Source organism: Neobacillus sp. NPDC093182, assembly GCF_044754045.1.
Map to the genome: position 1 here is coordinate 117,970 of NZ_JBIVOI010000014.1, position 26,067 is coordinate 144,036.

A 26,067-nucleotide genomic window follows, 5' to 3' on the forward strand; every position below is an offset into this window, starting at 1 on the left:
GGGGAGTTTTTTGATATGAAAAAAATGAAAACAGTTGGACTAGTGCATTTTTCTAAGGAGTTTGAAACTCAATTAAATTCTTTCGAACTACCTAAGGAGCAAGAGCAATTTACGGCTTTACCAAAAAAGATAACAGAAGTTGCCGATGGACAGTACCGGATTGTTATTCTCAGCGGAAATGTGCCTGTTGGTTTCTTTCTATTACACGCCACCGACCGGGTAAAGGATTACTCCGATAATCCAAAAGCGATGCTGCTTACCGCATTTTCGATTAATCATGCTCACCAAGGAAAAGGCTATGCCAAGCAAGGGATGTCGTTATTAAGGGAATTTGTCCAAAAAGAATTTCCTGATTGCAATGAAATTGTGTTAGCTGTTAATCACAAAAATATCCCAGCACAAAAGCTCTATATGAAGGTTGGTTTTCAAGATACAAGGAGAAGAAAGATTGGAAAAATTGGGGAGCAATACATAATGGCATTGTCTTTGTAGAGGTAACCACACTCAGGTTTTTCATATTTTCAAGATACGCATTTCTTCATACAGGAGAAATGCTGTTTTAATGGGATGAACGGACATTTTAAAATCTTATCATGGAAAAAACATATACTTTTATAAGTGTGAAAAAAATATGCACATTATTTTTCTTCCAGCATATACTAACTTCTGTGAGTATTTTGTTAGGAAGGAAGTAAGAGAGATGAATATGAATCCAATGATCAAAACAAGCAAAAATGAAACTACTACTAACGGAACTGGATTTAAAATTATTGAAATCAATGTAACCGATCCAGCACAAAGTTTGTTTTCCGTGGTAACTCCTATTAAAATGAAATAAATTTCAAGAGTGTGTGCCCCACTATAAATTTGCCTTAAATAAGAAAGAGTGTTTCATAGGTGACAGGCACCAGTGAAACACTCCTTTTTATTATTTCAATAAATCAAATCCCATTGGGAGGGTAAACCCTAGAGCAAAGAGGATAACAAGAACGAGAGAGAATGCAATCCAGATTACGTCTGTTTTCTTTCCTTTTTGTTTCCGGACGATCACCATTTCAAACAGACCAATCATGATGATACCAAGTATTGCTTTCAAATAGTAAGATAACGGAATGGAATAGGCTGCAAAAAAGAGCATACCTCCCGTTACGATAATAAGAATGTATGTAGCCCGAAAAACCATATGCCATATTTTAATATTTTTTCCTTTGTTCTGAAGCACGGCAATAATGATTAGAAATATTAACGACAAGACAAGTGATGTTAAGTGAGCATGTGTCATTTAAAATTACTCCTTTAATATAATGAATGATCTTTTCCATAAACCTAGTCTAATAGGAAAATATAAAAGGAATCTAAAGTAAGTATTAAATTTTTCTTAAATAGATCAGCGCAAACAAGGATTGAGATAAATTCAAAAAGTTGAACAATAGGTCTTGGAAATTATCAGAATTTAGTATAGAATAGAGAAAATATAAAATTCAAATGATAAAAACACGATGATTGGGAGTATTAAGGAATATTTATTGCTAAGAGAGCTGTCGGCTGGTGAAAGACAGTCAATAAATTCCCCAACTCGCCCAGGAGTGGTAAGGCTGATATGTAGGTCTTAACGGTTGACCACCGTCATTAAGTCTTAAAGTGGGTTCGTTTGTATCCTAAACGAACCAAAAAGAGTGGTACCACGAAGGCAAAGCCTGTCGTCTCTTATGAGATGATAGGCTTTTTTACGTTTATAAAACTAAATGAAAAGGTGGTTGTTTTGAATGAGAAATATTGAAAAGTATTCTAGAGGATATTTTATGCCCCCAGTCAAAAGTTTGAAATGGACAGAGAAGGAGTACATAACGGAGGCTCCAACTTGGTGCAGTGTCGATTTACGAGATGGTAATCAAGCATTAGTCGTGCCGATGAGCCTAGAGGAGAAACTAGAATACTTTCAGTTGCTGTTGGAAGTAGGGTTCAAGGAAATAGAAGTGGGCTTTCCTGCTGCATCCGAAACAGAATTTCAGTTTTTACGTACATTGATCGAACAGGATTTGATCCCAGAGGATGTTACCGTCCAAGTGTTAACACAATCTAGAGAGGCTATCATTAAAAAGACGTTTGAAGCGCTTGAAGGTGTAAACAAAGCGGTGGTGCACCTCTATAATTCTACTTCAGTCGCACAGCGTGAGCAGGTATTTAAAAAATCCAATGAAGAAATCATCGATATTGCCGTAACAGGTGCGAAATTGCTTAAAAAATATGCAGCGGAGACTGAAGGGAACTTCCAGTTCCAGTATTCACCAGAAAGCTTTACGGGTACAGAGATGGAGTTTGCACTGGAGATTTGTAACGCCGTTCTTGATATTTGGCAGCCGACTGCTGAGAACAAGGTGATTATTAATCTTCCAGCGACTGTATCCATGTCAATGCCTCACGTATACGCGAGCCAAATAGAATTTATGGGAGATCACCTAAATTACCGGGACAATGTCACCCTTTCCCTGCATCCACACAATGATAGAGGAACGGGAGTTGCGGATGCAGAGCTGGGAATGCTTGCTGGAGCGCAGAGGGTCGAAGGAACACTGTTTGGAAATGGGGAAAGAACAGGTAACGTTGATATCGTCACGCTTGCATTAAACATGTATTCACATGGGGTGGATCCTCAGCTTAATTTTGAAAATATCCGTGAAATTATAGCACGGTGTGAAAAGTTGACAAAAATGAAGGTTCATGAACGACATCCATATGGCGGCGACCTCGTCTTTACTGCATTCTCAGGTTCCCATCAGGATGCTATTTCCAAGGGGATGAAATGGCGTGAGGAAGAAGAACGTCAGTACTGGACAGTACCTTATCTATTGATTGATCCAAAGGATATTGGCAGAGAGTATGAAGGAGATATCATCCGAATTAACAGCCAATCTGGTAAAGGGGGTATTGGCTATATCCTTGAGCAGCATTATGGGCTTGATATGCCTGCAAAAATGCGTGAGAACTTCGGATATAAGGTGAAAGATGAATCTGACCGAATGCACAAAGAAATTAAGCCAGATGAAATCTATGAAATTTTCACTCAACAATATGTGAATATTAGTGCTCCGCTCACGTTTATGAATTACCGTCCTACCCAAGGCAATCATTACGAAACCATTGTATCCATCCGTATAGATAACGAATTGCATGAATTTACGGGTACCGGGAATGGAAGACTTGACGCTATTAGCAATGTTCTTCAAACCCAGCTCGATATCCAATTTAAAGATTTAGTTTATAAGGAGCATGCGCTTGAGAGTGGGTCCAGGTCTAACGCTGTTTCTTATGTGGGTATTACTTCAGCGGATGGTGCTGAATATTGGGGCTGCGGGATTGACGCAGATATTATGACGTCCTCTGTAAAAGCTTTGTTTAGTGCCGTTAACAACATGGTTTCAACTGTAAATGCACCAATAGGAAAAGGATTTTCTCTAAATAAAAGAAGCTAAAACTTGGGTTATACAAGAACCAACAGCAAGATATAAATGCTGTTGGTTTTTTTAGTGCAGTTTACTCGCATATAATACGAAACTTTAACACTAAAGGTGAATAGCATGTAGGCAAAAGGGATTGCCCATGTTATTCAGTTAGCAGAACTGGAAATGAGGTGAGTCCATCTAAAAGTAATGAATAGATTGGAGGTAAGTTAATGCAGATATTTTACACAGTCCGTCCCGGAGATACACTTTACCAGATAGCGAGACGATGGGAGCTCCCGTTAGAGTCGCTGATTGCGGCGAATAATCTGACTTCGCCAAACTCGATTTTTGTGGGGCAGCAGCTTTCCGTTCCTCCTGGTGTAGATGTCATTCGTGTGAAACCAGGAGATACAGTCTATCAAATTTCTCAAAATTTTGGGGTTCCTGCTTCGGTGATTATCCAAAATAATCAGCTTCAGCCGCCTTATGTGATCCAAGCGGGTCAGCTGTTGAAAGTACCACCTGGTGTCCCTTACTATGTGGTCCAGCCGGGAGATACCTTATTCCAAATCGCAAGCCGTTTTAATGTCATAACAGGGGGCAATAACAATTTCGAGTTAATCATGAAAGTTAATAACCTGTCCTCTGCCGTTATTACACCAGGTGTGAACCTCATCATTCCATACGCTCCTCCTGGAGACAGAGGTTTACTTGCTTATACCTCCAATCGAAGTGGCAGCTATGATATTTGGATATATAATCCTAGTAACGGTGTGAACCAACAGATCACGAATGGATTAGCAGAATCTTATTCCACTCCATTTTGGTCACCTGACAGCACAAAGATTGCCTTTGTTGGAAAAAATGGAATCCTAAACATTTTTAATTTAGTTGATAACAGTACTGCGCAAATCGACCAGTTTGCAGACGGATCGGCTGTTTATCTAGACTGGTCTCCGAATAGCCAAGAAATTGTGTATACAAGAACAAATGGACTCGTCATTTACAATGTAATCACTCATCGAGCCCGTATTCTAAATGCTTCTGGCGCAACCGACGCACAATGGTTTCCGAGCGGGACGGAATTACTTTTTCAACAAGCAGATAACAGGGGTGTAAGCCAGCTTTTTCGCATCAAAACCAATGGAACGGGTAAGGTGCAAGTCACTCGAAATACAGGTGGACGACTTAATAATGTTCGTCTTTCTCCTGATGGAACCTATGCTTTATATACGACCCCAGGTGCTAGTATCTCGATCATATACAGTGTAAACCTTGCAACTGGAAACGTAATAGAAGTAAAAGGAGGTCCATTAGCGAAAAATTACTTCCCAGCCTGGTCACCTGATTCTTCAAGCATCGCATATAGTGCAACTGCTTTCGAAAACCTTGGGTATTTCTCGCTGATTAGAACAGCTGGAAGACAGGGAATGAACGAAGTAACGAGAGCCATTTCCGATTGCTTTGCCACCCCTGTGACCTGGTCGCCAGATAGCAGGAAAATTGCCTATCTTTCTGGATGTAAGCAGCAAGGCAGTTCCAGTGAGATCTGGCTTGTGGACTTAACTCATCCCGTTCCGATCCAACTTGTAGAAGGCGGTTCAATTACCGCATTGCAATGGTCACCACTGCCAATCACTTTTCTCAAAAAAACATACTCCAATTCAGTCTATAAAGCTCGTTTTCAATATCCATCCCATTGGCAGCGAGTAAACGATGAAAGATACGAGGGAGAAGATGGTTTCTTTCAAATTGCAGCCATAGCCTCTGACCAACCGATTGACGTGGTATGTCAAAATGAAGCCTTCCACCAGCTGAACCCATATGGCACCAAGCCTCGCATCCAGCACACTCGTATCGGAAATCAACCAGCTTGCTTGATTTTCCCGTCCCAAGACCAACCAGTCGAAATGAGAAAACAAGCAGCATTGATTGTGCGGTATCCAACTCCGGTTGTAATAGAAGGAACAGAATATCATTACTTTATCCTGTGGGCCGACCAGAACCACATAATGGGAATGAGTAATACATTTACATTTCAGTGACTTTATATAATCTACAAATCCAGTTGCTCTTCCTTTAGGGCAACTTTTTTGATAGTGTAAGAACTGGAAATATTCGTCTGAATCCCGTACAAGTAAAAAATCAGGCAAGCGGAATCAGAAAAGGCACTTGATTACCCTCCAAGTAGAATAAATACAAATAAGGATGATTACATATGAAAAAAGAGGAACAAAAAATGAACCAAGTGGTGGAAACCATGTTGACACATCGTTCAATCAGGAAATACTCTAATCAACCAGTTTCAAATGAAGATTTGGATAAGATTATTCGCTCTGCCCAAGCAGCCCCATCCTGGGTCAATGGTCAGCACGTTACGATCATTTTAATTCAAGATCCTGAGCGAAGAAAGAAAATGGCGGAGCTTGCAGGAAACCAAAAACATATTATTGAAGCACCCGTTTTTCTTGTGTTTTGTGCAGATTTCCACCGAATTAAGGTGGCTTGTGAAATGGAAGGAATTGAGTTTAAGGCTGCTGTCAATCCTGATTTATTACTAGTTGGAACGGTTGATGTTGGTATTGCACTTGGAAATGCCATTACAGCTGCCGAATCGCTCGGGTTAGGGACAGTGCCAATCGGCGGAATCCGGAGAAGTCCACTTGAATACATTGAACTTCTGAATTTACCAGATTATGTAATTCCAGTTTCAGGTTTATGTATTGGTTACCCAAGTGAAATACCAGATTTGGTACCTAGATTACCAAAGGAAGCTATCTATCATGAAGAAAAATACAATGAGAATATTCATGAAGAAATCGAGAAGTTTAATCACATCCACCGTGAAGCAACAAAAGGAAGACAAAGCGGAGGATCTACCTGGACACAAAGAATGGCTAATTTTTATAAGGATCCATTCTATATAAATGATGGTTATAAGGACGTAGGAAAAATGCTGAAACAACAAGGTTTTCGAAAAGGAGATTAAATTCTATTTTTCTTATATCGACCCTAAAAAGTCCTCGATGTCTTAAGACAAGAGGACTTAAAATCTATTATGACATGTTTTGCTTCGCTCTCATGTAGACCTCCTCGAAAGGCTGAATCACCACAAAGCCGTCACCTTCAAATTTCATTTGAATCGATTCACCGCTGCCTCTTCCTAGAAGTGTTTTTAACGTAATATCCGTTTGAAAGGTTGGCATCAGATTACCTGACCAGGCGACCGTTGCATTTGGATCCGTAATGACAGGATTACCCGGTGTCACTCTTAATGTGATAGGTTCATAGTGAGCAGTAAAGGCAATCATTCCAGTTCCTTCACAGCGGACATTAAACAGCCCGCCAGCAAGCATACCGGCAATTTTCTTCATTAGTTTAATCTCCCACTTAATACTAGGTTCAAATGCTAATAGATCATTCCCGTTAATAAAAATAGCATCATTACTTAAATTGAGGATAATAATTTTCTTTCCGCTATCCGCAAGATATAATTTCCCTTTCCCATTGGCCTTCATGAGAGAAGCGCCTTCTCCTGTAAAAGCCTTTTTTAACGCAGTCCCAAGACCATGCTCTAATATTCCTTCACGGACAAACTTTATTTCCCCGTGATACGCAACCATGGACCCAGCTTTAGCCCAAACCTGCCCGTCTAAGTTTACCTCCAGCATCCGAGGTGTCTCTAATTCAAAAAATCCCTCACCTTTATCCTTTTGCTCTGTTTGTTTGATAAATTCTTCAATTGAATATCTGCTCAATATTCCCACATCCTTCCATTCCTTATTATGAATCTCATCATGCTGTGTTTCAATAATTTTATAAAAAGAAAACCCACTGCATGGGTCCCATCAGACCATGTAGTGGGCTAGTTATTATTTAGAAAAATTGGTTATTAACGATTTGATTGTCTCTTTCGAACCAGAAGGGAGTGGGCGTTACCGACTTTTTCTTCTAGATAACTCAAAGAAAAGTTACCTGAAGGATCGGTTAAATCACCAACTGCACGTGATAGATTATCGATTACCATGGTCAGGAGTTCTGGCGGCATTTGCACGTTTCTGAGATTTACCTCATCCATAATTTCATGAGCCAGCCTTTGAATTTTTCGTAAACGCATACCCTCTGATGTCATCATCCATTTGTCCTCCTTTATTGTCATCCTGCAAAAAATATATGAAGCAGAACAAGATTCTTGACAACAAATTAACAATTCCAATAATTTAGCAGCTAAATTAGAAATAACAATTGACATTGATAATCATTATCAATTATTATCAAATTAACTGCAAATGTTTTCATGGGAGGGTTGGAAAATGAATCAAATACAGTCGATAACAGAAGAAAACTTAAAAGACTTTATCATTTGTCCTTACAAATTTTACTTTAAGTTTTATGAAAAGAAAAAACGTGCGATCAACTGGAGACAAGTGGTACAACACGTGGTGAATAAAGTTGTGTATTCTTTTTATCAGCTCCCTGCGGAACACCGTCATTCAGGAAAAGTACTTATGTTAGTGGATGAATATTGGAGTAAGGTTTCACCTCAACTATTTGAATCGAGGATTCAATATTATAAGGTGATTGCCAAAATAACAGATTATCTACTAACACATATTCAGGCGGAATCCAAGGAATCTCCACCTTTGTTTTTGTTTGAAAAACTAACTACATATATTGAAGAACTGGATGTTGATTTATCCTTAACTTTTGATGTTGCCGAGTGGTCTGACTCTTCCTTTGTGATAAAAAAGTACTTAGTCGACGCAACGCCAGAAATGTTAACGCTCTACTATCATCTGACGATTGTATTTTCTGAAAAGGTATTGAACAGAACTCCGAAGAAAGTAGAAGTCGTTACACTTCTCGATGGAAAGAAGCATGTCTTTACACCGACCCCTGAAGATTTACAGGAAGGTCTTAATTATCTGCAAGTCATGAAATATTCCATTGAGGATCCTTCCAACTACTTTAAGACCAGCAACTTTCATGAATGCAATCTATGTCCGTTTGTGAAGGATTGTGATCACGATACTCAAGAATTTAACCCAAAAAAATATTTGTCATAAAAGGTCACATAAAAAATAAATAAAGGGTCGCAAATTTTGTATACTTGAGCCCTAGTTTAATAGCCAATTGAGAACTCCCATTGCAGGGAGTTTTCTTTGTTTATGGCTGGATATATAGTAGAGGCCCCATGATATGTACAGGTTTTTTGCTAAACTTTTACAATTGGGTCATGCGTTATAAATGTTTTGAATAGGATAGGAGTAATTATTCAAAACGTGTTATTTTACCGTGCTCGCTCGTTCGTGAAAGGAGTTCAAAGAATGATAGCTAAGTATAAACATCTTGTTATCATGCAAGTTCTGTTTATTGTTTCCTTTTGCATTTTAGCTTCAGCGACGGAAGCAAAAAGTGATTCAAGTATTCCTAAAAATAAAATAGTTGCACTTGTATATGATGATTCTGGGAGTATGTGGGAACAGTCTGGCAATATTCCTATCGATAATTGGAAGTATGCAAATTACGCTCTTCAAAGCTTTGTTGCGCTTTTAGAAAAACAGGACCAGTTAAGGGTCGTTTCTATGAGCACACCAACCGTACCGGAGCCGATTGAATTAGATGAAAGAATCCGTCAGCACGAAATTGATCAAATTCAAGCATGGACGGGGAAAAAAAGTACACCGCTAGAGTCAGTACATACAGCGATCAATGAATTGAAAAAAGCTGCCGATAGTAATAAAAACTCGGAATTCTGGTTAATTGTTCTAACGGATGGAATTTTTAATGAACTTAACCATCTTGAACAAAAGCTTACAACAGCGCAAATTGAAGAAAACAAGAATGCCCTTTTCACTAGTTTGAGAGAACTAAAGGAGAAAATGGATCAAAACGGTGCTAGTTTTCAAAGCACCTTGATTCCCATTGAGTCCTATTTGAGTACGGAAGAATTAGATATTATGGCTGATTTTAAACGTCAATGGACAGAAAGTTCTGCAGGGAATGTATTAGTGAGCAATGGTGAGCAGGATATCATCCAACGCATAAATGAGGTTGCAGCGCTTATGACGAACCGCGACCCGAGTGAACAGGAGAAGTTTGACTTACATCCAGTTTGGAACGGAAATCAATTAGTCTTAGAATCTCCTTTCCCGTTAAGAAGAATTACTCTCATTGAACAGTCGGCTGAAGAGAATGCCTTGTTCAAAGAATTTTATATGAACAACCAGCGTATCGAACAAGGAATGGAGGGTCCATACAAAGTTATTACCCCCAATGACCCGGCAAACTTACAACCACCGATTCAAGGAACATTCACGCATTTTAAAAACGTGAATGGTGACGGAGTGATCGAAAGAGGCACATACAAGATTGTCTTTGATAAGCCGCTATCCGACGAACAACAAAAATCCATCCAAATTTTAGCGGAACCGGCGATTGATTTTAGAGTTGATTTTAAAAAACACAATGGCGGCGGGAAACTGACTAATGATCCTGCGGTTTTCTTTGCAGGCAGTAAGATGAGGCTTGAAGCGACTCTGTTGAAAAGTGAGAGTAATGATAAAGAAATCGATTTACGCGATATTGATGTGAAAAGTTTGTTTGAAGTAGAAGCAGATATTGGTGGAGTGAAGTTCCCCCTTAACTATGATGCTAAGGTTAATAAATTCATTGGGGATTTCACATTACCACAAAAGCAAGAAATTCCTGTAAACGTAAAAGTTAATATTAAAGGATTCTATCAAAAAGTAAAGGAATCAAGCCTTCAAGTTAACCCCGCTCGAAAGTTGAGCCTTGTGGCCAATACTGATACGTGGAGGACGCCATTAGATGAGTTAAACGAAGCAGCTCCCTTTGTGATTACTCCCATGGTGAATGGAGACGAAATGAGTTCAGAAGAGCTTAAAAAGGTCTTCAAGCAGCTCAAAATTGAAACTCCCAGCAATATAAAAATTGAAAAAGAACAAAAAGGGAATCAAATTCACATCTATCCTAAGAGTTTATCGCCGATCTTCCGAACATCGACAGGTGACGTGCCCCTTCATGTTACACTTCCCGGTCAGTATCCTAATGAAATCGCTGAAGAGACGTTTACACTCACGATTGAAGATATCTCACTACTTAAGAAATATGGCAAGGACGCTGTAAAAGCATTACTTTGGCTGGCTCTGCTTGTGTATATCGTTGGAATTATCATAAAACCAAGGTTTGACAAAAATCGTATTTCGATAGAATACAAGCAAAGCAGGAAGCGAAGTAGGCTCCGCGACGCGCGCGGGATGACAGAAAACTTTCACACCAATTGGGTTAAAAGATGGCTTGTCCCTTATTTAGCGGAAAAAAAGACCATTGGTGATTTAACATTTAAAGCAGATCGAAAAAAGGACCGTGTATTACTTGTGAAAGAATCACAGGACCCAAACCTTATTGTGAGACATGAAAAGCTTGAGGGAAGAAGTAAAAAAGCAGATATACCAATCTATCATAACGATGAGATTCAAATTGAGAGGAGTAACTACCATTCAGTTTATATAATTAAATCCCATTAAAAGTACTTTAAGAGGTGGTAACCAAGATGAGTTTTAATGTTCCAACGATATTAATCGGTCTAGGCGGAATAGGGAGTAATATTGCCAATATGGTATATGGACGCGTTCCCCCTGAGCAGCGGGGAAGGGTCGCGATCCATGCGTTTGATACGGATGCCAATAGCATTTCTAAATTAGAGCACCTAAGAAACAGCGCTACACAAACAAGCACAAGCCATTCGGTAAATGAATACCTTCAGGCGAATAAAGAAGTACTAAAATGGTTTCCAAATAATCCCCAGATCAAACGGAAGACGATGACTGATGGAGCCGGTCAAGTTCGGGCGGTATCAAGACTTGCTTTTCGTTCATCGATGTCACAAGGGAAATTAAATGCCATGTGGGATGGGATTGAACGAATTTTCCCTGTCGACAGCCATACCCAATCGTATAATGTCCGAGTGATTATTATTAGTTCCTTAGTGGGCGGTACAGGATCAGGGATTTTTCTTCAAATCGCTCTCTATCTGCGGGAAATGCTGGAACGTAAGTTGAACTCGGAAAGTGTACTCATTCGAGGTGTATTTTTACTTCCGGATATTTTAGTGAGAAGTAATACAGTTGACCAAACAGAGTGGGAAGCGGTCCAAGGTAATGGATACGCAAGTTTAAAAGAACTGAACGCCATTACGCTGAGCGCCTCGGGTAATCATAAACAGAATGTAACAATAGAACTAGAGTACCGGCCGAATCAAATAGATTTAGAGGGCAGAACGGCACATGCGATTACAGATAAACATCTTCCCTACGATTTTTGCTTTCTTTTTGATTATGAAAACACAAAAGGGCAGCATTTAACCAATGTCTCGGAGTATATGGACCAGGTTGCCCGATCTGTTTATCTCCAGCTCTTTAGCCCGATTTCAGCAAGAAGTTTTTCACAGGAAGATAACCAAATCAGAAGTTTGGTCGAATCTAACGGCCAAGCACGGTACTGTGGTGCTGGTGTTGCTTCGTTAACGTATCCATACGAAGAGATTGTTGAATATTGTGCGCTAAACTGGTCTATTAGTGGATTAGATGACTCTTGGCTGCGGCTGGATAAGTTATTTAATGATGAAAAGAAGCGGCATGATGATGACTTAAGAAATGGGATTCATAATGAAAAACCAAAGATAAGAGAACTTTATGTTAAATACTTTGAGCAGATTGTGAATGACCAAGAAAAACCGAACCCGTTTTTCCGTCAGCTTGATTTCCAAGTTCATGAAATCGAGGATAAAGGTAAAAAAGGCGCTTCAAAAGCCGATATTTTCTTGGCCGAGGTAGAGGAATATGCAAAAAAAGTGCTGAGAGATGATGTCGAATTAAAAGAGGATTATGAAGACCATTGTGTGCTTGATGGAGGAAAACTGAAAATAAAAGACCGGGCAAAACAAGAAATTAATCGAATGGAATCCGCCCTAGAAGACTATGCCAAAGAAATTAACAAAAAAATTAATGAATATAGTCATTTCATTGCCTACCAGATTATTGACTCGGATTATCATTCTCAGGATGGCGGGAATGGCAGCAGGTACCAGTTAAATACCTGGATTCTGAAAAAAGATTCACCTATACATCCTGTTGGGGTGCGCTATCTTCTCTACAGTATTCACAATAAACTTATAAAGAAAATAGCCCAATTAAAAGAGGAGAATCGCAGATTTAAAGAACAGATGGAACGCTATCAAGACATTTATGATTTAGATCGTAATGATGGTGATGTGGATGATGCGGTTCGCCGGGTGGATAAAGCGTTAAAACAAGGTTTCATTTCCAGTGTTTTTCGAAATCAATTTAAAGATTTTATTGATGAGTATACAGAAAAGGCCACACATCAACTGAGCACCCTTAATCGCTATAAATACTCCATGTTGTTAGAATTAGTCTACTCAGCACTCAATCAATCGATCAAGGAAATGATCGAGGACTGGCAAAGATTTTTTGATCATTTAATTGAAACCAGAGAAACGTTATTGATGGAAATTAATCAATTAGCAAGGAGGTTTGATGGCGTCAGTGATCCGACGAAAAGATATGTTCTAGCAAACAAGGGAATGCTGGAGCTAACGTGGGAACGAATTCGCCGATCGGTTGATCATGGTTTCCTGCCAGACAATATCTCTCAGAAAATTTATCAGAGTCTCTATAACCGTTTTATCGAACGGAAAAACAATCGAGGGTCTGAGGAATTTTATAAAGAAACAAAGGTGGAAGTATTTTTTAGAGACAATGTTTTAAACTTTTGCCGAAAAGAGTTGGCGAGTAAGCACCATGATCATTTAGATTTAACGATTACGCAAGCAATTAAAATAGAGGCTGGCCGATTAGGGCTGGACCCAGATGATTATCTTTATAAAAGAATGAAGGCGATAGAAGAATTGGCACAGCCTTATGTTCCGATTACAAATGATTATCGAAGTTTGAAATATTGGGGTCTCCATACGGAAAGTTTTAACCTGCTCTCGGAGCAGCTGCAAAATGAATTATTTAACGAAAAACAAATTGTCGATGATGCCTTTAAACGGAATGAAATCGTTTGTTACCGTGCCCATTATGGATTATCTGTCAGTGATTTTACGAAATTTTCCGCAGGGAAAAACGGGAAACCCCCAGGTGTTTATTATGAGGCCTATCATCGTTTAGTGAGTAAGCTAAATGAGGATGAAAATCGAACCATTACACCGCATTTGGACCGAAATTGGCATCTGCCTGCGTATATGCCAGACTTAAATCCAGAACGCGCTGAGCTTGAAACGAACCGTACGGACCGTGCTTTATTACTCGGGGTGATCTATGGCTGGCTTCAGTTAGTCAATTCTGACGGGAAGAGAGTCTATCAATATAGTGGAAATCAAGGCACAAAATTATTATTGAAATTTGGGGAAAAGGTAGAAGAAGATACCTTTTCACTTCATGAAGCCTTACCTCATAATCCTGTTATCTACGATGAAATACTAGAAAGATTCCAAGAAACACAGGAAACTCAAATCAGAAATAACCGAAATATCGATGAACATGATTTTATTAGTGGAGCGATAGAAATTTCGAGAGTAAGAAAAGATGGAATTCGTAATATCTTAGATTTGGTGCTGGCTTATGACCAAGAGTTTATTTCCAATCCTTCCTTAACAGAGAGAGCCGACCGTTTACGACAATGTCTGTTAACCGAGATCTGTGAATACTTCAAAAAGGTAAAGAGAACGGAGTCTGCCAAACGGGGTGCTGCCCATTTGATTTACCAGCTTTGGAAGGAATCCGAAATCAGACAAAGAACACCACAGGATTCAGAAGAGTACCACAAGTGGTTAAATGATATTAATAATAAACTGAACGCACTAAATCAAGAACGAGTTTTAGTATAGCTTTTTTAAAAAGGAGTGATCATTGATGCACTCAATTGTTATACATTTTGGCAAAAAATATGAGGACTGGCATTTAGTGGAGCCATTCTTTTATAAGCTGCAGAATAGTAACGAATTAACGTTTTACTGGGAGGAGGAGGCCCCGGCCTCTAATCCTCTTTTTTTATCGGTAGTGGATCGAATGATTGAACATCTCGACCGTCATCGAATTAAGGATTGGCAGTTGATTATTCTATTGAACTTAGATGATGAGCTTAATAGAAGGTTACGACTCACAACGCATCTTTCGGAAATAAGAACAGACTTGCTTGACCCTTTAAAGGACAAAGGATTCTATCCATCTCAAAGCATTTTACATTTAGTCGATATGATCCAGAGAACTTCTAATTATGCGCCAATAGAGGAAGGGTTAAAACGTTATTGGGAACTTGACCATTATGGCTATCTGCTGAAAAGCACGGAGTGGCCGATAGTGGGCAATGCCTTCTGCGAGGAGGAAATTAATCAACTCGATGAAGAATGGGGGGAACCCATTCAACTTCAAGATATTATCTTAGACCAGCCCGGTGCAGAATTCATGGAGGCCTTAGAGCTGAAATGTGAGCGGGTCACCACCTGCCTGGCTAAAAAGATCGACAAAAAGAAAGATCTTTTGTTGTTACGCCGAGAGAAAATGAGTAATGATGAATGGATGACCAAGGATCAGCTTGATATCGTCATGGAAGATTTTGAGAAAAAGATTAAACAAATACGCACGCTGCCATTAACCCCTTCTTTAACGTATTTTACTCCTTCAAGAGAGCTTTCAAGCAGTTTGAAGTTTCATGTGGGCATCCAAAGTGAAATCGGCGATATTCGCCTCATTCGTCACGAAATTATTCAAAGTTCTCATCGGGAAAGAATGAAAGGTTTCTTGGAACTCACCTATTTTCTTCTTACGATCAGCCACCATCCGAAACTAATTGAACGTCTGGATAAGGGAAGTACAAGTGTGATACAGATTTCATTAGAAAAAGAGAGGCTGGAAACATTACTCAATCATTATTTTATAAGTTTGTTAAAGGCGAAAAGGCAATTAGAGGATCAATTATTGCTGCAAAACCAGTATCATACCAATCGATTCCGTGACGATGATTTTTCCCCTTATACGGCAGCAAGTATTGAAAAAAGAAGAGATATCAATCACCCACTGTCGAATCGTTCAAAAATTACCTATCAATTCTATGATCAATGGCAGGATCAGCTTTATAAAGCTGAAACCATTCTCATTGACCGCGAAAATGAACTGCTAAAAAAATCAAGAGAAGCGATAAAAAAATTGAATGTGTTAAAAAGAAGAAATGATTTTCTGGAAGAGGAAGAATTGATTGAGATTAATGACTATAGAAAGGACATCCTTCAAAAAATCGGGGTGGTGCAAAGAGATGTCATTGATTCAGCTCCTGGAATATCCGAAGCTCTTTCTAAATGGAAAGGTTTTGTGACCCAAGCGAAAAACCAAATGCATTTTCTCCTGCAGTTACTGCCGAATCAGCGGCAGTTCCTGATGATGAGTATCCTGATTTTTATGATTCTAATCATTCCTTTCCTGCATATGCTGGGGTCAAATGACTCTGCTGAGGTACCAGCCTATTATTTTGGTATTGGTTCTGTTGTCACGCTTCTTGTTACGTATTGCGGGTATTTTTTTACCAAACGAAAATCCTATTATCACATATGGAAGTTTCAAGAAAAAACCTATGAGTATACCGAGAATATTTATCAAATGCAAGTCGATGCCCAGCACAAATATAATGACTATTTAAACCATTTATTCAAGCTTTTTTCGTTACGTAAATATTTCGAAAAATTATCACTGCTCGGAGAAGAAAAGAAAATACAGAATCTTCTTTACCGCTACCACCTTATTAAATTAGAAGAATTCGTTCAGATGACGAATCGATTGCTCCATATCCTCCAGATGAATAAAGAACCGTTTGCTGCTAAGCACGAAATTAGAGTACCAGGAATTAAATTTGAAAAGAGTATCATCGAGAATCCTATTTATTCTCCGTTTCAACAGCAAGGGGTACAGGGCGTAAACGGACATGGGATTGAAGTGTATCTCGGCAGTGCCATCGAACAATATCAATCAACCTATTTTCATGAACTTGACCAAATTCGAATCCAAGAAGATAAGGTGTATAAACTATGAACGTATACCTTGAATTATTGGGAAGTTTTGTCGTCTTAGGTATCAGTTTCTCTCTTCTCTATACCGCCAACTTTTCCCAGGAGCAGCGCTATAAACAACTTGTCTTTCCGCTAGTGGCATTATTTATTTGTTTATCCTGGCTGCTTCTGGATGAATGGCTTACGGGTATATACCAAGAGTTTCTTAAGGAAAAAATGCCTTCTCTATTGCCGAAAGTCCAGCTGTTGATAAATGTAACGATTTTGTTCTCGGTATTGAGTGTAAAATGGTGTTGGAAAATCGCCGGAAGTTTGCCGTATAAGACTCTTGAAAATAAGCGAATATTGAAACCCTTAGTGAAAGTAGTAAAAAAGAGTGCTTCTATTCTTTATCCGAAAGAACTCGTGGACAGATCGAAAACGAAGCTATCTGAGCAGGGCGCCGTTTCGCTCGTATATTTTAAAAGCCGGGGAAAAATCTATTTAAAAAAGGAGTGGACCTATCTTTCTGCCTTTTTCAATTTAGCAGCTATATTCCCGCTGCTACTTCTCGTGCTTCTTATTATTGCCAATGTATACGAACTTTCGATTATTACGTACTTGCCTACTTATCCTGTTATCTCCTTTGTTCTTTTAATGGAAATTGCTTGGTTTTTAAATGGTACACAGTTTCCTTATAGTGAAGGTGTTATTGCTGGTAATGATGCCGTATCTAGAAGACTCGCAGACTATGAGGAATTGTTTGAACAATACAAGGAATTATGGGAAGAACGATTGCTTGCTGCAGGGATTGTAAGGGAGAGTGAGCATTTTCATCTTCGAAAAAATCATTTTGCCTATGAGAATATCTCGCCAGATCCAGAACATCAGTTGATTATTCATTCTATTTGCGAAGAATTTAAGAAAAAGAATATCATCATCGATGAAAGCTATACAACGATGATGTCTGAAATCATTCAAGAACATGATGTGATGATAGAGGATGTCAATTACAATGATTTCTCTTCCTATTTCTTTCCAGCTTTGTATCATTTACTAGCCAAAAATAAGAAGATGTTGATCATTGCCCACAGCCAAGGTGCGGCAGCAGAAGCGGTAGAATGGGTATCTAAGGGAATTAGAGAAGTGTCAGGGGTGGACCAGTTATGGAAGGTGAGTACCTATTTAGATGCACTCGAACAAAACATTAATTCTGATGTATTAGTTGTTTCGCCAGATACGGTGAAGGAGAAACGATTTTTGCACTACTTGCGTCAGTTAGAAAACACAAAGTTTTTGGAAGGAATATTGTTGTTCCAGGCAGAAAAGCTGATTCCAACCTATTCCACGATCATTCATGCGTTTAACCTAAATGTTAGAGAGCTAATCGGAAAGAAACCACAATATATCATTTTAACAGAGTGGTATGAAGGAATAGAACATACCGTCCGTTCACTCCTGCAATGTGAGCCTAGAGATATCGCTGCACCGTCCAGCACCAGTCAAAATTTTTATTATATGGTTTGGAAAAAAGAAGGTGAAAAATGGTTTCAGCAAAAGATCCTGCCAAAAATTTCGCATCGTCAATTAGAAGCGGAAGTAGTCTTATCCTTGCCTGCATTAAAGGCAAATATTGAACCTATACACTTCATCAACCAACAAAACACCAATGTTAATGAAAGTATTCAAGAAATCATGGATATGAAGAAGGCGTTATTTGACCTTGGTTTTGATTTAGAAACATTGGATCAAATGGCAAAAATGATTCAGGTACAGGGCAGTAACCGTACGATTCCGATCGATGATTTCACACTTCTTCTCATTCGAGATGATCAACACAATATAGTGAGGCATTTAAATTTGTGGAAAGGAACCGGCAAAGCAGCTTCCTTCGTCCACATCGTCAGCCCTCCTTACTTACTTCGAGATTACTTAGCAGATCAGCTGGATTTCTATATGAGTACCAATCGAACCATTGCACCTATAGCTCCACGTTTATCCCAATCACTTTGGAGCATTGCTTATACTCTAGTAGAGCGGTTATGTCATTTTTATATCATGGAAGAGGAAGTAGAGAGCTATTTAAGAAGAGCGAAAATTAGCTCTTACCGCTCGGTTGTCGAGGGTGTTCACGAATTGTTCTCGAACGCTTTTGGTCCTAAATTAGCATACCGATACAGTATTGAATCAGAGGAATACGTAACCTTTGACCGATTCAAAAAGGATTTTGTGAAGAAAACTCGATATAAGATGCCTTATACAGCTCAGGAAAAGATTTTACCTAAAGGGTTCGGTTTCATTCAGATTACGCATAACGACAAGTGTCTTGCTGAGATTTTTGAAGGACACCTTTATCAACAATACCTGCCTGGCCAATACCATTCCTTTAATGGAGAGCTATATAAAATTGATAAAGTCGATGTCGAGCATGGAATAGTGGAGGTCACCTTTGAACACATATTTGAGCAGAAATATTACCGTCCTATCACGGAATATAGAATAAGCAGATTGTCAGAAGAACGCAATTTTAAAAAGAAAACTATTTCATTTGAACAATTTGACGTCTCTATTGGAGCAAAGCAGGCCGATGTGAGGATTAATACAAGCGGCTATGCAGAATTCAGTCAAATGCTGAATTTGAAATCGATGAAGGTTCATTCTTATCATCAAGAAGAACAGATAAAAAGGCATTATGAGAACGGACATCTTTTATGCTTTGAGATTTGTTCCAAAGAGGGGAAATTTGAACATGCCGCTAAAATTGAATTCACTCTAGCGCTTTTACTCAATGAGTTGTTTCTATCCTTATTCCCGGATACCCACCATTTTGTAAAGGCATGTGCCCGTTTGGATGAATCATTCTTTGACCAGAGAGATTCCCAGTCGGAAAATTTACAATTGATTATTCCTTCCTTTCAAGTAGAGGATGACCCTGAGGAAGAAGGGAAGATCACGCTTTACATGATTGAAGATTCTCCTGTCCACCTGGGGATAGTAGAATCCATTCATCATAATTGGGAAAAAATCTTTGATATTTTAAATGACTATTTATTTTGGTTGTTAAATGAAAGTAATGGGAATAGTGACTATCTCTATTTTGGTTACGACCAGTATCCTGCGGAACTTGCCTTATGGGAAACGTTAGCTGTTTTAGAAAAGTTGTTAACGAGGAAAAAACTAAGGGAGGTTCGAACAGACTATCTTGGACATGTGGGAGATGAAGATATCATAAAAATCAGCACAAGTGAAACGCAATGTGTGTTCTGTGGTAATACCGTTTCTGCGGCACAAATCCATCAACTCAATGATGGCAGACAAAGGTGCTTTACTTGTAATGAATCGGCTATCGACCATGTGCTAGGAGTTGAGCCGCTTTATAGAGAAGTTCGTCAATTTTTTAAAAATGTATATTTAGTAAACTTACCTGAAGATATAGCATTATCTGTGTTAAGTGCAGCAGACATTCACAAGATGAACGGGTTGCCTTTTATACCAGAAGCAGGAAATTCTCGTTTAACCGGTAAGGCAAGTGTGGATGGTGATGGCAAACTCACGGTTTTAGTTGAAAACGGGTCACCACGAAATCATACACTTTCCACCTTAGCCCATGAACTAACGCATATTTGGCAATTTGAGAATTTACAAGTGGATCAGCTGCAAATCGATGAACTTGAGGGATTTGCCTCTTGGGTAGAAGTACACATGATGACCCAAATGGGAGAAGTTCCATACGCCAGCATGCTGAAAGAACAACTCGAAAACCGGCAAGACCCATATGGCCGGGGTTACCGGCTCATAGAAGAGAAATTATCGATCCTCCCATACAACGCCACTCCATTTGACTTGTATGTACCTGATGAGGTCGGGATGTGAACGTGTGAAATAGCTTAGTGTAAAAGACTTTACACTAAGCTATTTTTTTATTGGCAAAAAAATATTTTGGTAAGGCTGCCTTAAGTTCGAAGGTTCCAATATGAAATATTGTTCTAATGACCTCATTTCATGTAAAATAGGTAAATGAGACGTTAAGGAATTGTAAATAAACAAAGCATGGGGGACATAAAGTGCCGTATCAATTACAAAAAGGGTTTAAATTGTTTGCATTAAATTCAAATCAAAGTCTGGCAAAGGAAATGGCTGAGCATTTAGGCTGCGAGGTGGGAAAAAGTTCGGTCAATCAATTCAGTGATGGAGAAATTCAAGTGAACATTGAAGAAAGTGTGCGCGGATGCGACGTTTATATTGTTCAATCCACTTCACACCCGAATAATGACCATATCATGGAGCTGCTGATTGTGATTGATGCGTTGAAAAGAGCTTCAGCGAAAATGATCAATGTCGTTATTCCTTACTACAGCTATGCCCGTCAGGATCGAAAAGCTAGATCCCGCGAGCCGATTACTGCTAAATTAATTGCAAACCTACTAGAAAAATCTGGTGCTACCAGGATACTGACAATGGATTTTCATTCACCACAGGTACAGGGCTTTTTCGATATTCCAGTGGATCATTTAATTGGTATCCCAATTCTATCAGAGTATTATGAGAAAAAGGGACTTGAGGATGTGGTTGTGGTTGCACCACATAACGGTGCTGTTGGGAGAGCGAGAAAAATGGCCAAGTACTTAAATGCTCCGATTGCCCTCATTGATCGACGACGTCCTGAACCGAATGTTTCGGAGATTTTTGAAATCATTGGGAATGTTGAAGGGAAAAACGTCATAATTGTGGATGACTTAATTAATACAGCAACCACGCAGACATTAGCGGCCAATGCACTAGTAGAGAATGGAGCAAAGGCAGTCTATGCTTGCTGTACGCATGCTGTCCTCTCACAATCGGCTGTTCAAAAAATTGAATCATCACCGATTCAAGAATTAGTGATTACGAACACGATTGAGCAGACTGAAGAAAAGAGATTGAATAAAATTACCATGCTGTCTGTAGCCCCATTACTAGCAGAGGCTATTGACCGCATTCATAATGAAAGAGCAGTAAGTCCGTTGTTTGAATAAATAAAAATGGAAGAGCCGTGATGACCACGGCTCTTTTACTGTGAAAATTTTTATAATCCAATTTTTTTATCTAAAATTCCCGTTTTCTTAGCCCCTTCAATGACAGTGTATTCATTCTTTTTGTAAGCAAACCAATACGCCATTCCGATAAAGAGTGCTCCGCCAACGGCATTCCCTAAGAAAACCGGAATAAAGTTTCCTAGATAATCCATCCATGTGAGGTGTCCAGCAAATATGACTGCTGGAATGACAAACATATTGGCAACAACGTGTTGGAATCCAATCGCGACAAAAGCCATGGTTGGGAACCAAATCCCCGCGATTTTTCCCATCATATCTTCACTTCCATACGATAACCACACAGCTGCAGCGACAAGCCAGTTGCACCCGACTCCTGAGACAAAAGCTTGAAGAAAGGAAGCATCAACTTTATGTTCAGCAATATGTAAGGTACTTTCCAAATAGACGCCTGTTTCTGTTAATCCGACAATATGCCCAAAAAAGTAGGCTACGAATATAGCGCCTAAAAAGTTGCTTACCGTGATGAGCAGCCAATTTTTCAAAACTTGTTTTGTTTGTATTTTGTTTGCAAATTTTGCTAATGGAACCACCATCATATTTCCTGTGAGAAGTTCCCCGCCTGCGATTAATGTAAGGATGAGCCCAATCGGAAAGACAGAGGCACCTAAAATCGCACTAAGTCCAGATAAACCTTCGGATAAGGGAGCTGTAACGCGTATATATAATAGGAATCCTAATGAAATAAATGCACCTGCCTGGAAACCTAACAGCATCGTTGTTAATAATGGGTAACTTGTCTTTTTCATTCCATTTTTAATTGAAATGTCTAATATTTGATCGGGTTTGTATAATGACATAACAGTCTTTCCTTCTTTCTAACGGCATATATGTGAAGAACATCACATATTGATTCGTTTTTATTTTAACGCAATACAGCAAAAGAAGCTGTGAACATTTCATTAACTTTTTGTATATAGAAGAGACCTGTCCACACGTTTCTATCCCCGGTGCGTAAGCTAGTATAATAAGGGTTTCGAAAGGGGATGAAATGAGGTGCCGAGGCTCAAAATAGCTATCATTACTCCAGGCGTTTATCCGATTCCTGGTAGAAAATCCACTTCTGTTGAGTTAGTGGTACACAAAACATCCAATCTTCTTCAAAAAGATGTAGATGTGATTATATTTGGAAAGAAGACTAAAAACCAATCTTTCATTGAAAGACAAGGAAATTTAACGTATTATCGATATTACTTTAATTCTAAAACTTATATACAAAATGTAGTGAAACAGCTAAAGATAGATAATCCCGATATCATTCAAATTGAGAATCGGCCTAAATTTGTAAAATTCATTCGTCAGGCCATTCCCACTGCTAAAATTATCCTTACCCTTCATTCGGTAACTTTTATCTCCCCTCCATACATGCGGAAGCGTTACCTGAACAACTATTTAACTCAGCCAAATGTAATTGTTGTAAATAGCCAATTTTTAAAGAATTACGTAATTGAAAAATCCAATTTGGATGGAAAAAAAATAGTTGTTAATCATTTGGGTGTCAATACTGACCAATTTAAACCAAAATGGCAGCTAGACAGTACCTCATCATTAGAGATATTAAGAAAAAAACTAGGAGTATCCGATCATAGAATTCTACTATATGCAGGCAGATTGGTTAAAATAAAAGGCGTGCATCATATTTTAGAAGCTATGCCAGAGATCGTTAAGGCTGACCCCTCTATTCGGCTGATTATTGCTGGAAGCTCTTTTGGACATAGAGCATATTTTAACCATTTAAAAAAGCTAGCTGAAAGTGTAAAGGACCACGTTGTTTTTACTTCTTTTATCCCGAATAATAAGATTCACGAATTGTTTCAAATAGCAGATTTACTATTGGTTCCTTCCGCCCCAAATGAAGCTTTTGGACTTGTAAATCTAGAAGCCATGTCAACAGGTACCCCTGTCATCGCTACGAAATCTGGTGGTATACCTGAAATTATTGAACACGGAAAAACCGGATATTTAATAGATCCATCTAATATCCGAGAAGACTTGACTAAACACATCCTCTACTTACTATCAAATCCTGTAAAACTAAAGCGAATGGGCAAGAAATGTGTTTTGCGGGTAAGAAACAATTTTACCTGGCAGCATACGGTTGATAGACAGTTAAAGCTTTACCGACAAATGCAGGAAGAATGAATGAAAAAACAAAAGTCACAGGCATTGCTGTGGCTTTTTTTCTGACTTTTACAGTCACTTTTTTGGGTATATATATAATGGCTTCATACCAGTCTTATGAATGATAAATTAATCATTTATTTAGGGTTTTGTTATTTTAAGAAAAAATACTAAAATAGATAATAAGTCTGTTTGTATTTTAATAGGTTATAATCATTATTATTAGTATTGTGTGGAACATTGTATGGGGGAATGGTTTAATGGCTGCAGTGAAGTCGGTAAAAATTGATGGTGAAAATATACATATCTTTAATAGCGTGATCTATATCTTTGAATCCCAATCGGGGTATACGCTTGAATTAGATTTAATTGTCAGCGAAGTTACTGTAAGAAAATATAAACAAGAGCAAACACTAATTATTGAGATTGAGCTTGAGGACGGTAGAATCATAAATTCGATTATGCACCTAAAAACACTTCCTGGAGGATTACCACAGCTTAATCTATTTTGTGATTTAGGTGATATTGATGAATATGAAGATTTTGAAAGAGTCGATGAAAATAGTTCATGGTTTCCGAATGTAGAAGAGGGAATTACATTAGAAGAGATTAGAAAAGTTGAAATGCCGAATGAGAACATTAGCCTAAAATTAAATCTGCCTATCGATCAGGTTGAGTGGTTAAAAAAGCAAAAAAGAGCTAGTTTAAATGAAATGGTAAAAGAGTTTATATCTGAATATTGGAAAAAACTAGAATAAAAGATTAATAAAGGAGTTATCTTGTAAGAAGTGGAATAAATATATTATCGGATTATACTATTTTTATAATAAAGGGGTGGTACTCCATTGGCTGCAACTCCAAAACCGGCCTCAACCGTAGTATTGATGGACGAATTATCAAGGGTGTATTTAACAAAACGACCAGTGACCATGAAGTTTATGGGTGGATTTCACGTTTTCCCGGGAGGAGCCTTAGAAAGTCATGATCTATTGGTTGAAAATGACTATGTGAATAGTGATGAAGCACCACTTTCCATTTGTCTTTCCCATTATATTGCTGCGGCTAGAGAATTGTTTGAAGAAGTTGGGATACTGTTGGCTAATACGATAGATGGTTTACCGGTTCTATTGCCAAAGGAAAAAGAAATGAAATATCGAAATGATCTTGTAAAAGGTGAAATACCTTTTGTTCGAGTATTAGAGCAGGAAAGAGTTTATTTTGATCCTCGATGTTTAACTTATATCGGACAAATTATTACACCTGAGGAAAGTCCGATTCGTTTTGATACCCGATTTTTTCTAGCGAAACTACCACCAGGACAAAGCCCAGAACCAGATGTAAAGGAAATTGATGGAGCGAGCTGGTTTAAGCCGGAAGAAGCATTAACAGCGTTTCAACATAAAAAAATAAAACTTGCACCACCGACTATTCTTACCCTCCAAGCTATCATTGATTTTCAAAAAAGCGGTGTCTTAAAGATGTCAGTAACAAGAGAGGATTTAATGAAATTGCTTAAGGATTTATAAAAAATTACTAGTTAAACATGCAAAAGGGGAACGCATTCATGCAAATTACATTTGAAAATATTTTTATTCATAGTCATGTCGCTGCTGAAAATAGTCTATACAAACACTACCATTTTCCTGAAATGTTATCGCGATATGATAGTAATTATATTGAGTTTAAAACCTTTCCTGCACTAGAAGAATTTAAAGAGGCGGAACGTTATTTACGAGATTTCCATCAAAAAAATGGTCAAAAGCATGTGAAGTTTAAATTTCCTGTCGATGAAGAGATCCCTGCTGAGTTTGTGAATTACTTAAATCAGAAAAATTATGATATTGGTTTTCTAGAATTATATGGTATTGAGCCAAATCAATTTCCTAAGGTAAAGGATCACCCTGATATTGAGGTTCAAATTGTAACAGAACAAAATTTAAAAGCTTTTCTTGCTTTACAGTATCAGCAGGATATCGTATTTGGCAGTAATTTTGCCCAACAAAAGGTAGAGTTAAATAAGATGATTTTTGAGGACCCAAAATTCATGCAGCTGCTTGCGTTATATAAAGGAACGCCAGCGGGAGCAGTGGATGTCATTATTTCAGAAGATACAGCTGAAATTGATAACTTAGGTGTGGATGAAGCTTTTCAAAGAAAAGGAATCGGCAGCAGAATTCAAAAATTTGTAATGGATACCTTCCACGATAAGACCGTTATTCTAGTTGCAGATGGTCAAGACACCCCAAAAGAAATGTACAAGAGACAAAACTATCAATACCTTGGCTATCAATATTACACCCAAAAAGTTGAAGATTAAAATAGA

At 38.4% G+C, this 26,067-nt stretch carries 19 protein-coding genes and 1 other annotated feature; of the genes, 15 read left to right on the plus strand and 4 right to left on the minus strand.

Annotated elements, in window-relative coordinates; translation table 11 throughout:
• Positions 1-15 precede the first annotated feature (15 nt).
• Together ACIQAA_RS23310 and ACIQAA_RS23315 are read left to right on the plus strand one after the other, a co-directional pair.
• The gene (locus ACIQAA_RS23310) at positions 16-492 is read left to right on the plus strand and encodes a GNAT family N-acetyltransferase (RefSeq protein WP_402624305.1); all 477 of its coding nucleotides are present in this window, start codon (positions 16-18) and stop codon (positions 490-492) included.
• Between the two features lie 208 nt (positions 493-700).
• Positions 701-838, plus strand: coding sequence for a hypothetical protein (locus ACIQAA_RS23315; protein ID WP_402624308.1), 138 nt, complete (start codon positions 701-703; stop codon positions 836-838).
• 90 nt (positions 839-928) lie between these two features.
• On the opposite strand, the gene ACIQAA_RS23320 is transcribed toward ACIQAA_RS23315, so the two are convergent.
• Complete coding sequence (locus tag ACIQAA_RS23320; protein WP_402624310.1) at positions 929-1,282, minus strand: DUF1516 family protein; 354 nt, start codon at positions 1,280-1,282, stop codon at positions 929-931.
• Between the two features lie 208 nt (positions 1,283-1,490).
• Positions 1,491-1,711, plus strand: a binding site (T-box leader).
• A gap of 55 nt (positions 1,712-1,766) precedes the next feature.
• Between ACIQAA_RS23320 and ACIQAA_RS23325 the strand changes: the two genes are divergently transcribed.
• From ACIQAA_RS23325 to ACIQAA_RS23335, 3 genes are all read left to right on the plus strand, one after another.
• On the plus strand, positions 1,767-3,473 hold the full coding sequence (locus ACIQAA_RS23325; RefSeq protein ID WP_402624312.1) for a 2-isopropylmalate synthase: 1,707 nt from the start codon (positions 1,767-1,769) through the stop codon (positions 3,471-3,473).
• Positions 3,474-3,673: 200 nt separating this feature from the next.
• Positions 3,674-5,488 (plus strand): LysM peptidoglycan-binding domain-containing protein, encoded by a 1,815-nt coding sequence (locus tag ACIQAA_RS23330; protein WP_402624314.1) that lies wholly within the window; start codon positions 3,674-3,676, stop codon positions 5,486-5,488.
• Positions 5,489-5,661: 173 nt separating this feature from the next.
• Positions 5,662-6,432, plus strand: coding sequence for an NADPH-dependent oxidoreductase (locus ACIQAA_RS23335; protein ID WP_402624317.1), 771 nt, complete (start codon positions 5,662-5,664; stop codon positions 6,430-6,432).
• A gap of 67 nt (positions 6,433-6,499) precedes the next feature.
• Here ACIQAA_RS23335 and ACIQAA_RS23340 read toward each other — a convergent pair whose 3' ends face one another.
• Positions 6,500-7,201 carry an AIM24 family protein gene (locus ACIQAA_RS23340; protein WP_402624318.1) on the minus strand — a complete coding sequence of 234 codons (702 nt, stop codon included), beginning with the start codon at positions 7,199-7,201 and terminating at the stop codon, positions 6,500-6,502.
• A 134-nt stretch (positions 7,202-7,335) separates the two neighbouring features.
• Positions 7,336-7,578: a hypothetical protein gene (locus ACIQAA_RS23345; protein ID WP_402624321.1), complete on the minus strand. Its 243-nt coding sequence runs from the start codon at positions 7,576-7,578 to the stop codon at positions 7,336-7,338.
• A gap of 178 nt (positions 7,579-7,756) precedes the next feature.
• Here ACIQAA_RS23345 and ACIQAA_RS23350 point away from each other — a divergent pair, with 178 nt between their 5' ends.
• From ACIQAA_RS23350 to ACIQAA_RS23375, 6 genes are all read left to right on the plus strand, one after another.
• Complete coding sequence (locus tag ACIQAA_RS23350; RefSeq protein ID WP_402624323.1) at positions 7,757-8,509, plus strand: hypothetical protein; 753 nt, start codon at positions 7,757-7,759, stop codon at positions 8,507-8,509.
• Between the two features lie 261 nt (positions 8,510-8,770).
• A complete protein-coding gene (locus tag ACIQAA_RS23355; protein WP_402624325.1) occupies positions 8,771-10,993 on the plus strand; it encodes a vWA domain-containing protein in 2,223 nt (740 codons plus the stop codon).
• 26 nt (positions 10,994-11,019) lie between these two features.
• The gene (locus tag ACIQAA_RS23360) at positions 11,020-14,379 is read left to right on the plus strand and encodes a tubulin-like doman-containing protein (protein ID WP_402624327.1); all 3,360 of its coding nucleotides are present in this window, start codon (positions 11,020-11,022) and stop codon (positions 14,377-14,379) included.
• 25 nt (positions 14,380-14,404) lie between these two features.
• The gene (locus ACIQAA_RS23365) at positions 14,405-16,573 is read left to right on the plus strand and encodes a hypothetical protein (protein WP_402624330.1); all 2,169 of its coding nucleotides are present in this window, start codon (positions 14,405-14,407) and stop codon (positions 16,571-16,573) included.
• Positions 16,570-20,403, plus strand: a complete 3,834-nt coding sequence (locus tag ACIQAA_RS23370) for a hypothetical protein (protein WP_402624333.1) — start codon at positions 16,570-16,572, stop codon at positions 20,401-20,403. The genes ACIQAA_RS23365 and ACIQAA_RS23370 overlap by 4 nt, the downstream gene beginning before the upstream one ends.
• A 191-nt stretch (positions 20,404-20,594) precedes the next feature.
• Positions 20,595-21,545: a ribose-phosphate diphosphokinase gene (locus tag ACIQAA_RS23375; protein ID WP_402624335.1), complete on the plus strand. Its 951-nt coding sequence runs from the start codon at positions 20,595-20,597 to the stop codon at positions 21,543-21,545.
• A gap of 50 nt (positions 21,546-21,595) precedes the next feature.
• On the opposite strand, the gene ACIQAA_RS23380 is transcribed toward ACIQAA_RS23375, so the two are convergent.
• Positions 21,596-22,423: a formate/nitrite transporter family protein gene (locus ACIQAA_RS23380; protein ID WP_402624338.1), complete on the minus strand. Its 828-nt coding sequence runs from the start codon at positions 22,421-22,423 to the stop codon at positions 21,596-21,598.
• A 196-nt stretch (positions 22,424-22,619) separates the two neighbouring features.
• Here ACIQAA_RS23380 and ACIQAA_RS23385 point away from each other — a divergent pair, with 196 nt between their 5' ends.
• From ACIQAA_RS23385 to ACIQAA_RS23400, 4 genes are all read left to right on the plus strand, one after another.
• The gene (locus ACIQAA_RS23385; RefSeq protein WP_402624341.1) at positions 22,620-23,765 is read left to right on the plus strand and encodes a glycosyltransferase family 4 protein; all 1,146 of its coding nucleotides are present in this window, start codon (positions 22,620-22,622) and stop codon (positions 23,763-23,765) included.
• Between the two features lie 239 nt (positions 23,766-24,004).
• Entirely contained in the window at positions 24,005-24,502 is a 498-nt protein-coding gene (locus ACIQAA_RS23390) for a hypothetical protein (RefSeq protein WP_402624344.1), read from the plus strand.
• Between the two features lie 87 nt (positions 24,503-24,589).
• Positions 24,590-25,270: an NUDIX hydrolase gene (locus tag ACIQAA_RS23395; protein ID WP_402624346.1), complete on the plus strand. Its 681-nt coding sequence runs from the start codon at positions 24,590-24,592 to the stop codon at positions 25,268-25,270.
• A 38-nt stretch (positions 25,271-25,308) separates the two neighbouring features.
• Complete coding sequence (locus tag ACIQAA_RS23400; protein WP_402624348.1) at positions 25,309-26,061, plus strand: GNAT family N-acetyltransferase; 753 nt, start codon at positions 25,309-25,311, stop codon at positions 26,059-26,061.
• The last annotated feature ends 6 nt before the right edge of the window (positions 26,062-26,067 follow it).

Bases quoted from the DNA above. Each gene is read 5' to 3' on its own strand.
- ACIQAA_RS23335 (WP_402624317.1), top strand. From the start codon at position 5,662: ATGAAAAAAGAGGAACAAAAAATGAACCAAGTGGTGGAAACCATGTTG.
- ACIQAA_RS23390 (WP_402624344.1), top strand. From the start codon at position 24,005: ATGGCTGCAGTGAAGTCGGTAAAAATTGATGGTGAAAATATACATATC.
- ACIQAA_RS23400 (WP_402624348.1), top strand. From the start codon at position 25,309: ATGCAAATTACATTTGAAAATATTTTTATTCATAGTCATGTCGCTGCT.
- ACIQAA_RS23360 (WP_402624327.1), top strand. From the start codon at position 11,020: ATGAGTTTTAATGTTCCAACGATATTAATCGGTCTAGGCGGAATAGGG.
- ACIQAA_RS23370 (WP_402624333.1), top strand. From the start codon at position 16,570: ATGAACGTATACCTTGAATTATTGGGAAGTTTTGTCGTCTTAGGTATC.
- ACIQAA_RS23310 (WP_402624305.1), top strand. From the start codon at position 16: ATGAAAAAAATGAAAACAGTTGGACTAGTGCATTTTTCTAAGGAGTTT.
- ACIQAA_RS23355 (WP_402624325.1), top strand. From the start codon at position 8,771: ATGATAGCTAAGTATAAACATCTTGTTATCATGCAAGTTCTGTTTATT.
- ACIQAA_RS23365 (WP_402624330.1), top strand. From the start codon at position 14,405: ATGCACTCAATTGTTATACATTTTGGCAAAAAATATGAGGACTGGCAT.
- ACIQAA_RS23315 (WP_402624308.1), top strand. From the start codon at position 701: ATGAATATGAATCCAATGATCAAAACAAGCAAAAATGAAACTACTACT.
- ACIQAA_RS23325 (WP_402624312.1), top strand. From the start codon at position 1,767: ATGAGAAATATTGAAAAGTATTCTAGAGGATATTTTATGCCCCCAGTC.
- ACIQAA_RS23380 (WP_402624338.1), bottom strand. From the start codon at position 22,423: ATGTCATTATACAAACCCGATCAAATATTAGACATTTCAATTAAAAAT.
- ACIQAA_RS23320 (WP_402624310.1), bottom strand. From the start codon at position 1,282: ATGACACATGCTCACTTAACATCACTTGTCTTGTCGTTAATATTTCTA.
- ACIQAA_RS23330 (WP_402624314.1), top strand. From the start codon at position 3,674: ATGCAGATATTTTACACAGTCCGTCCCGGAGATACACTTTACCAGATA.
- ACIQAA_RS23345 (WP_402624321.1), bottom strand. From the start codon at position 7,578: ATGATGACATCAGAGGGTATGCGTTTACGAAAAATTCAAAGGCTGGCT.
- ACIQAA_RS23350 (WP_402624323.1), top strand. From the start codon at position 7,757: ATGAATCAAATACAGTCGATAACAGAAGAAAACTTAAAAGACTTTATC.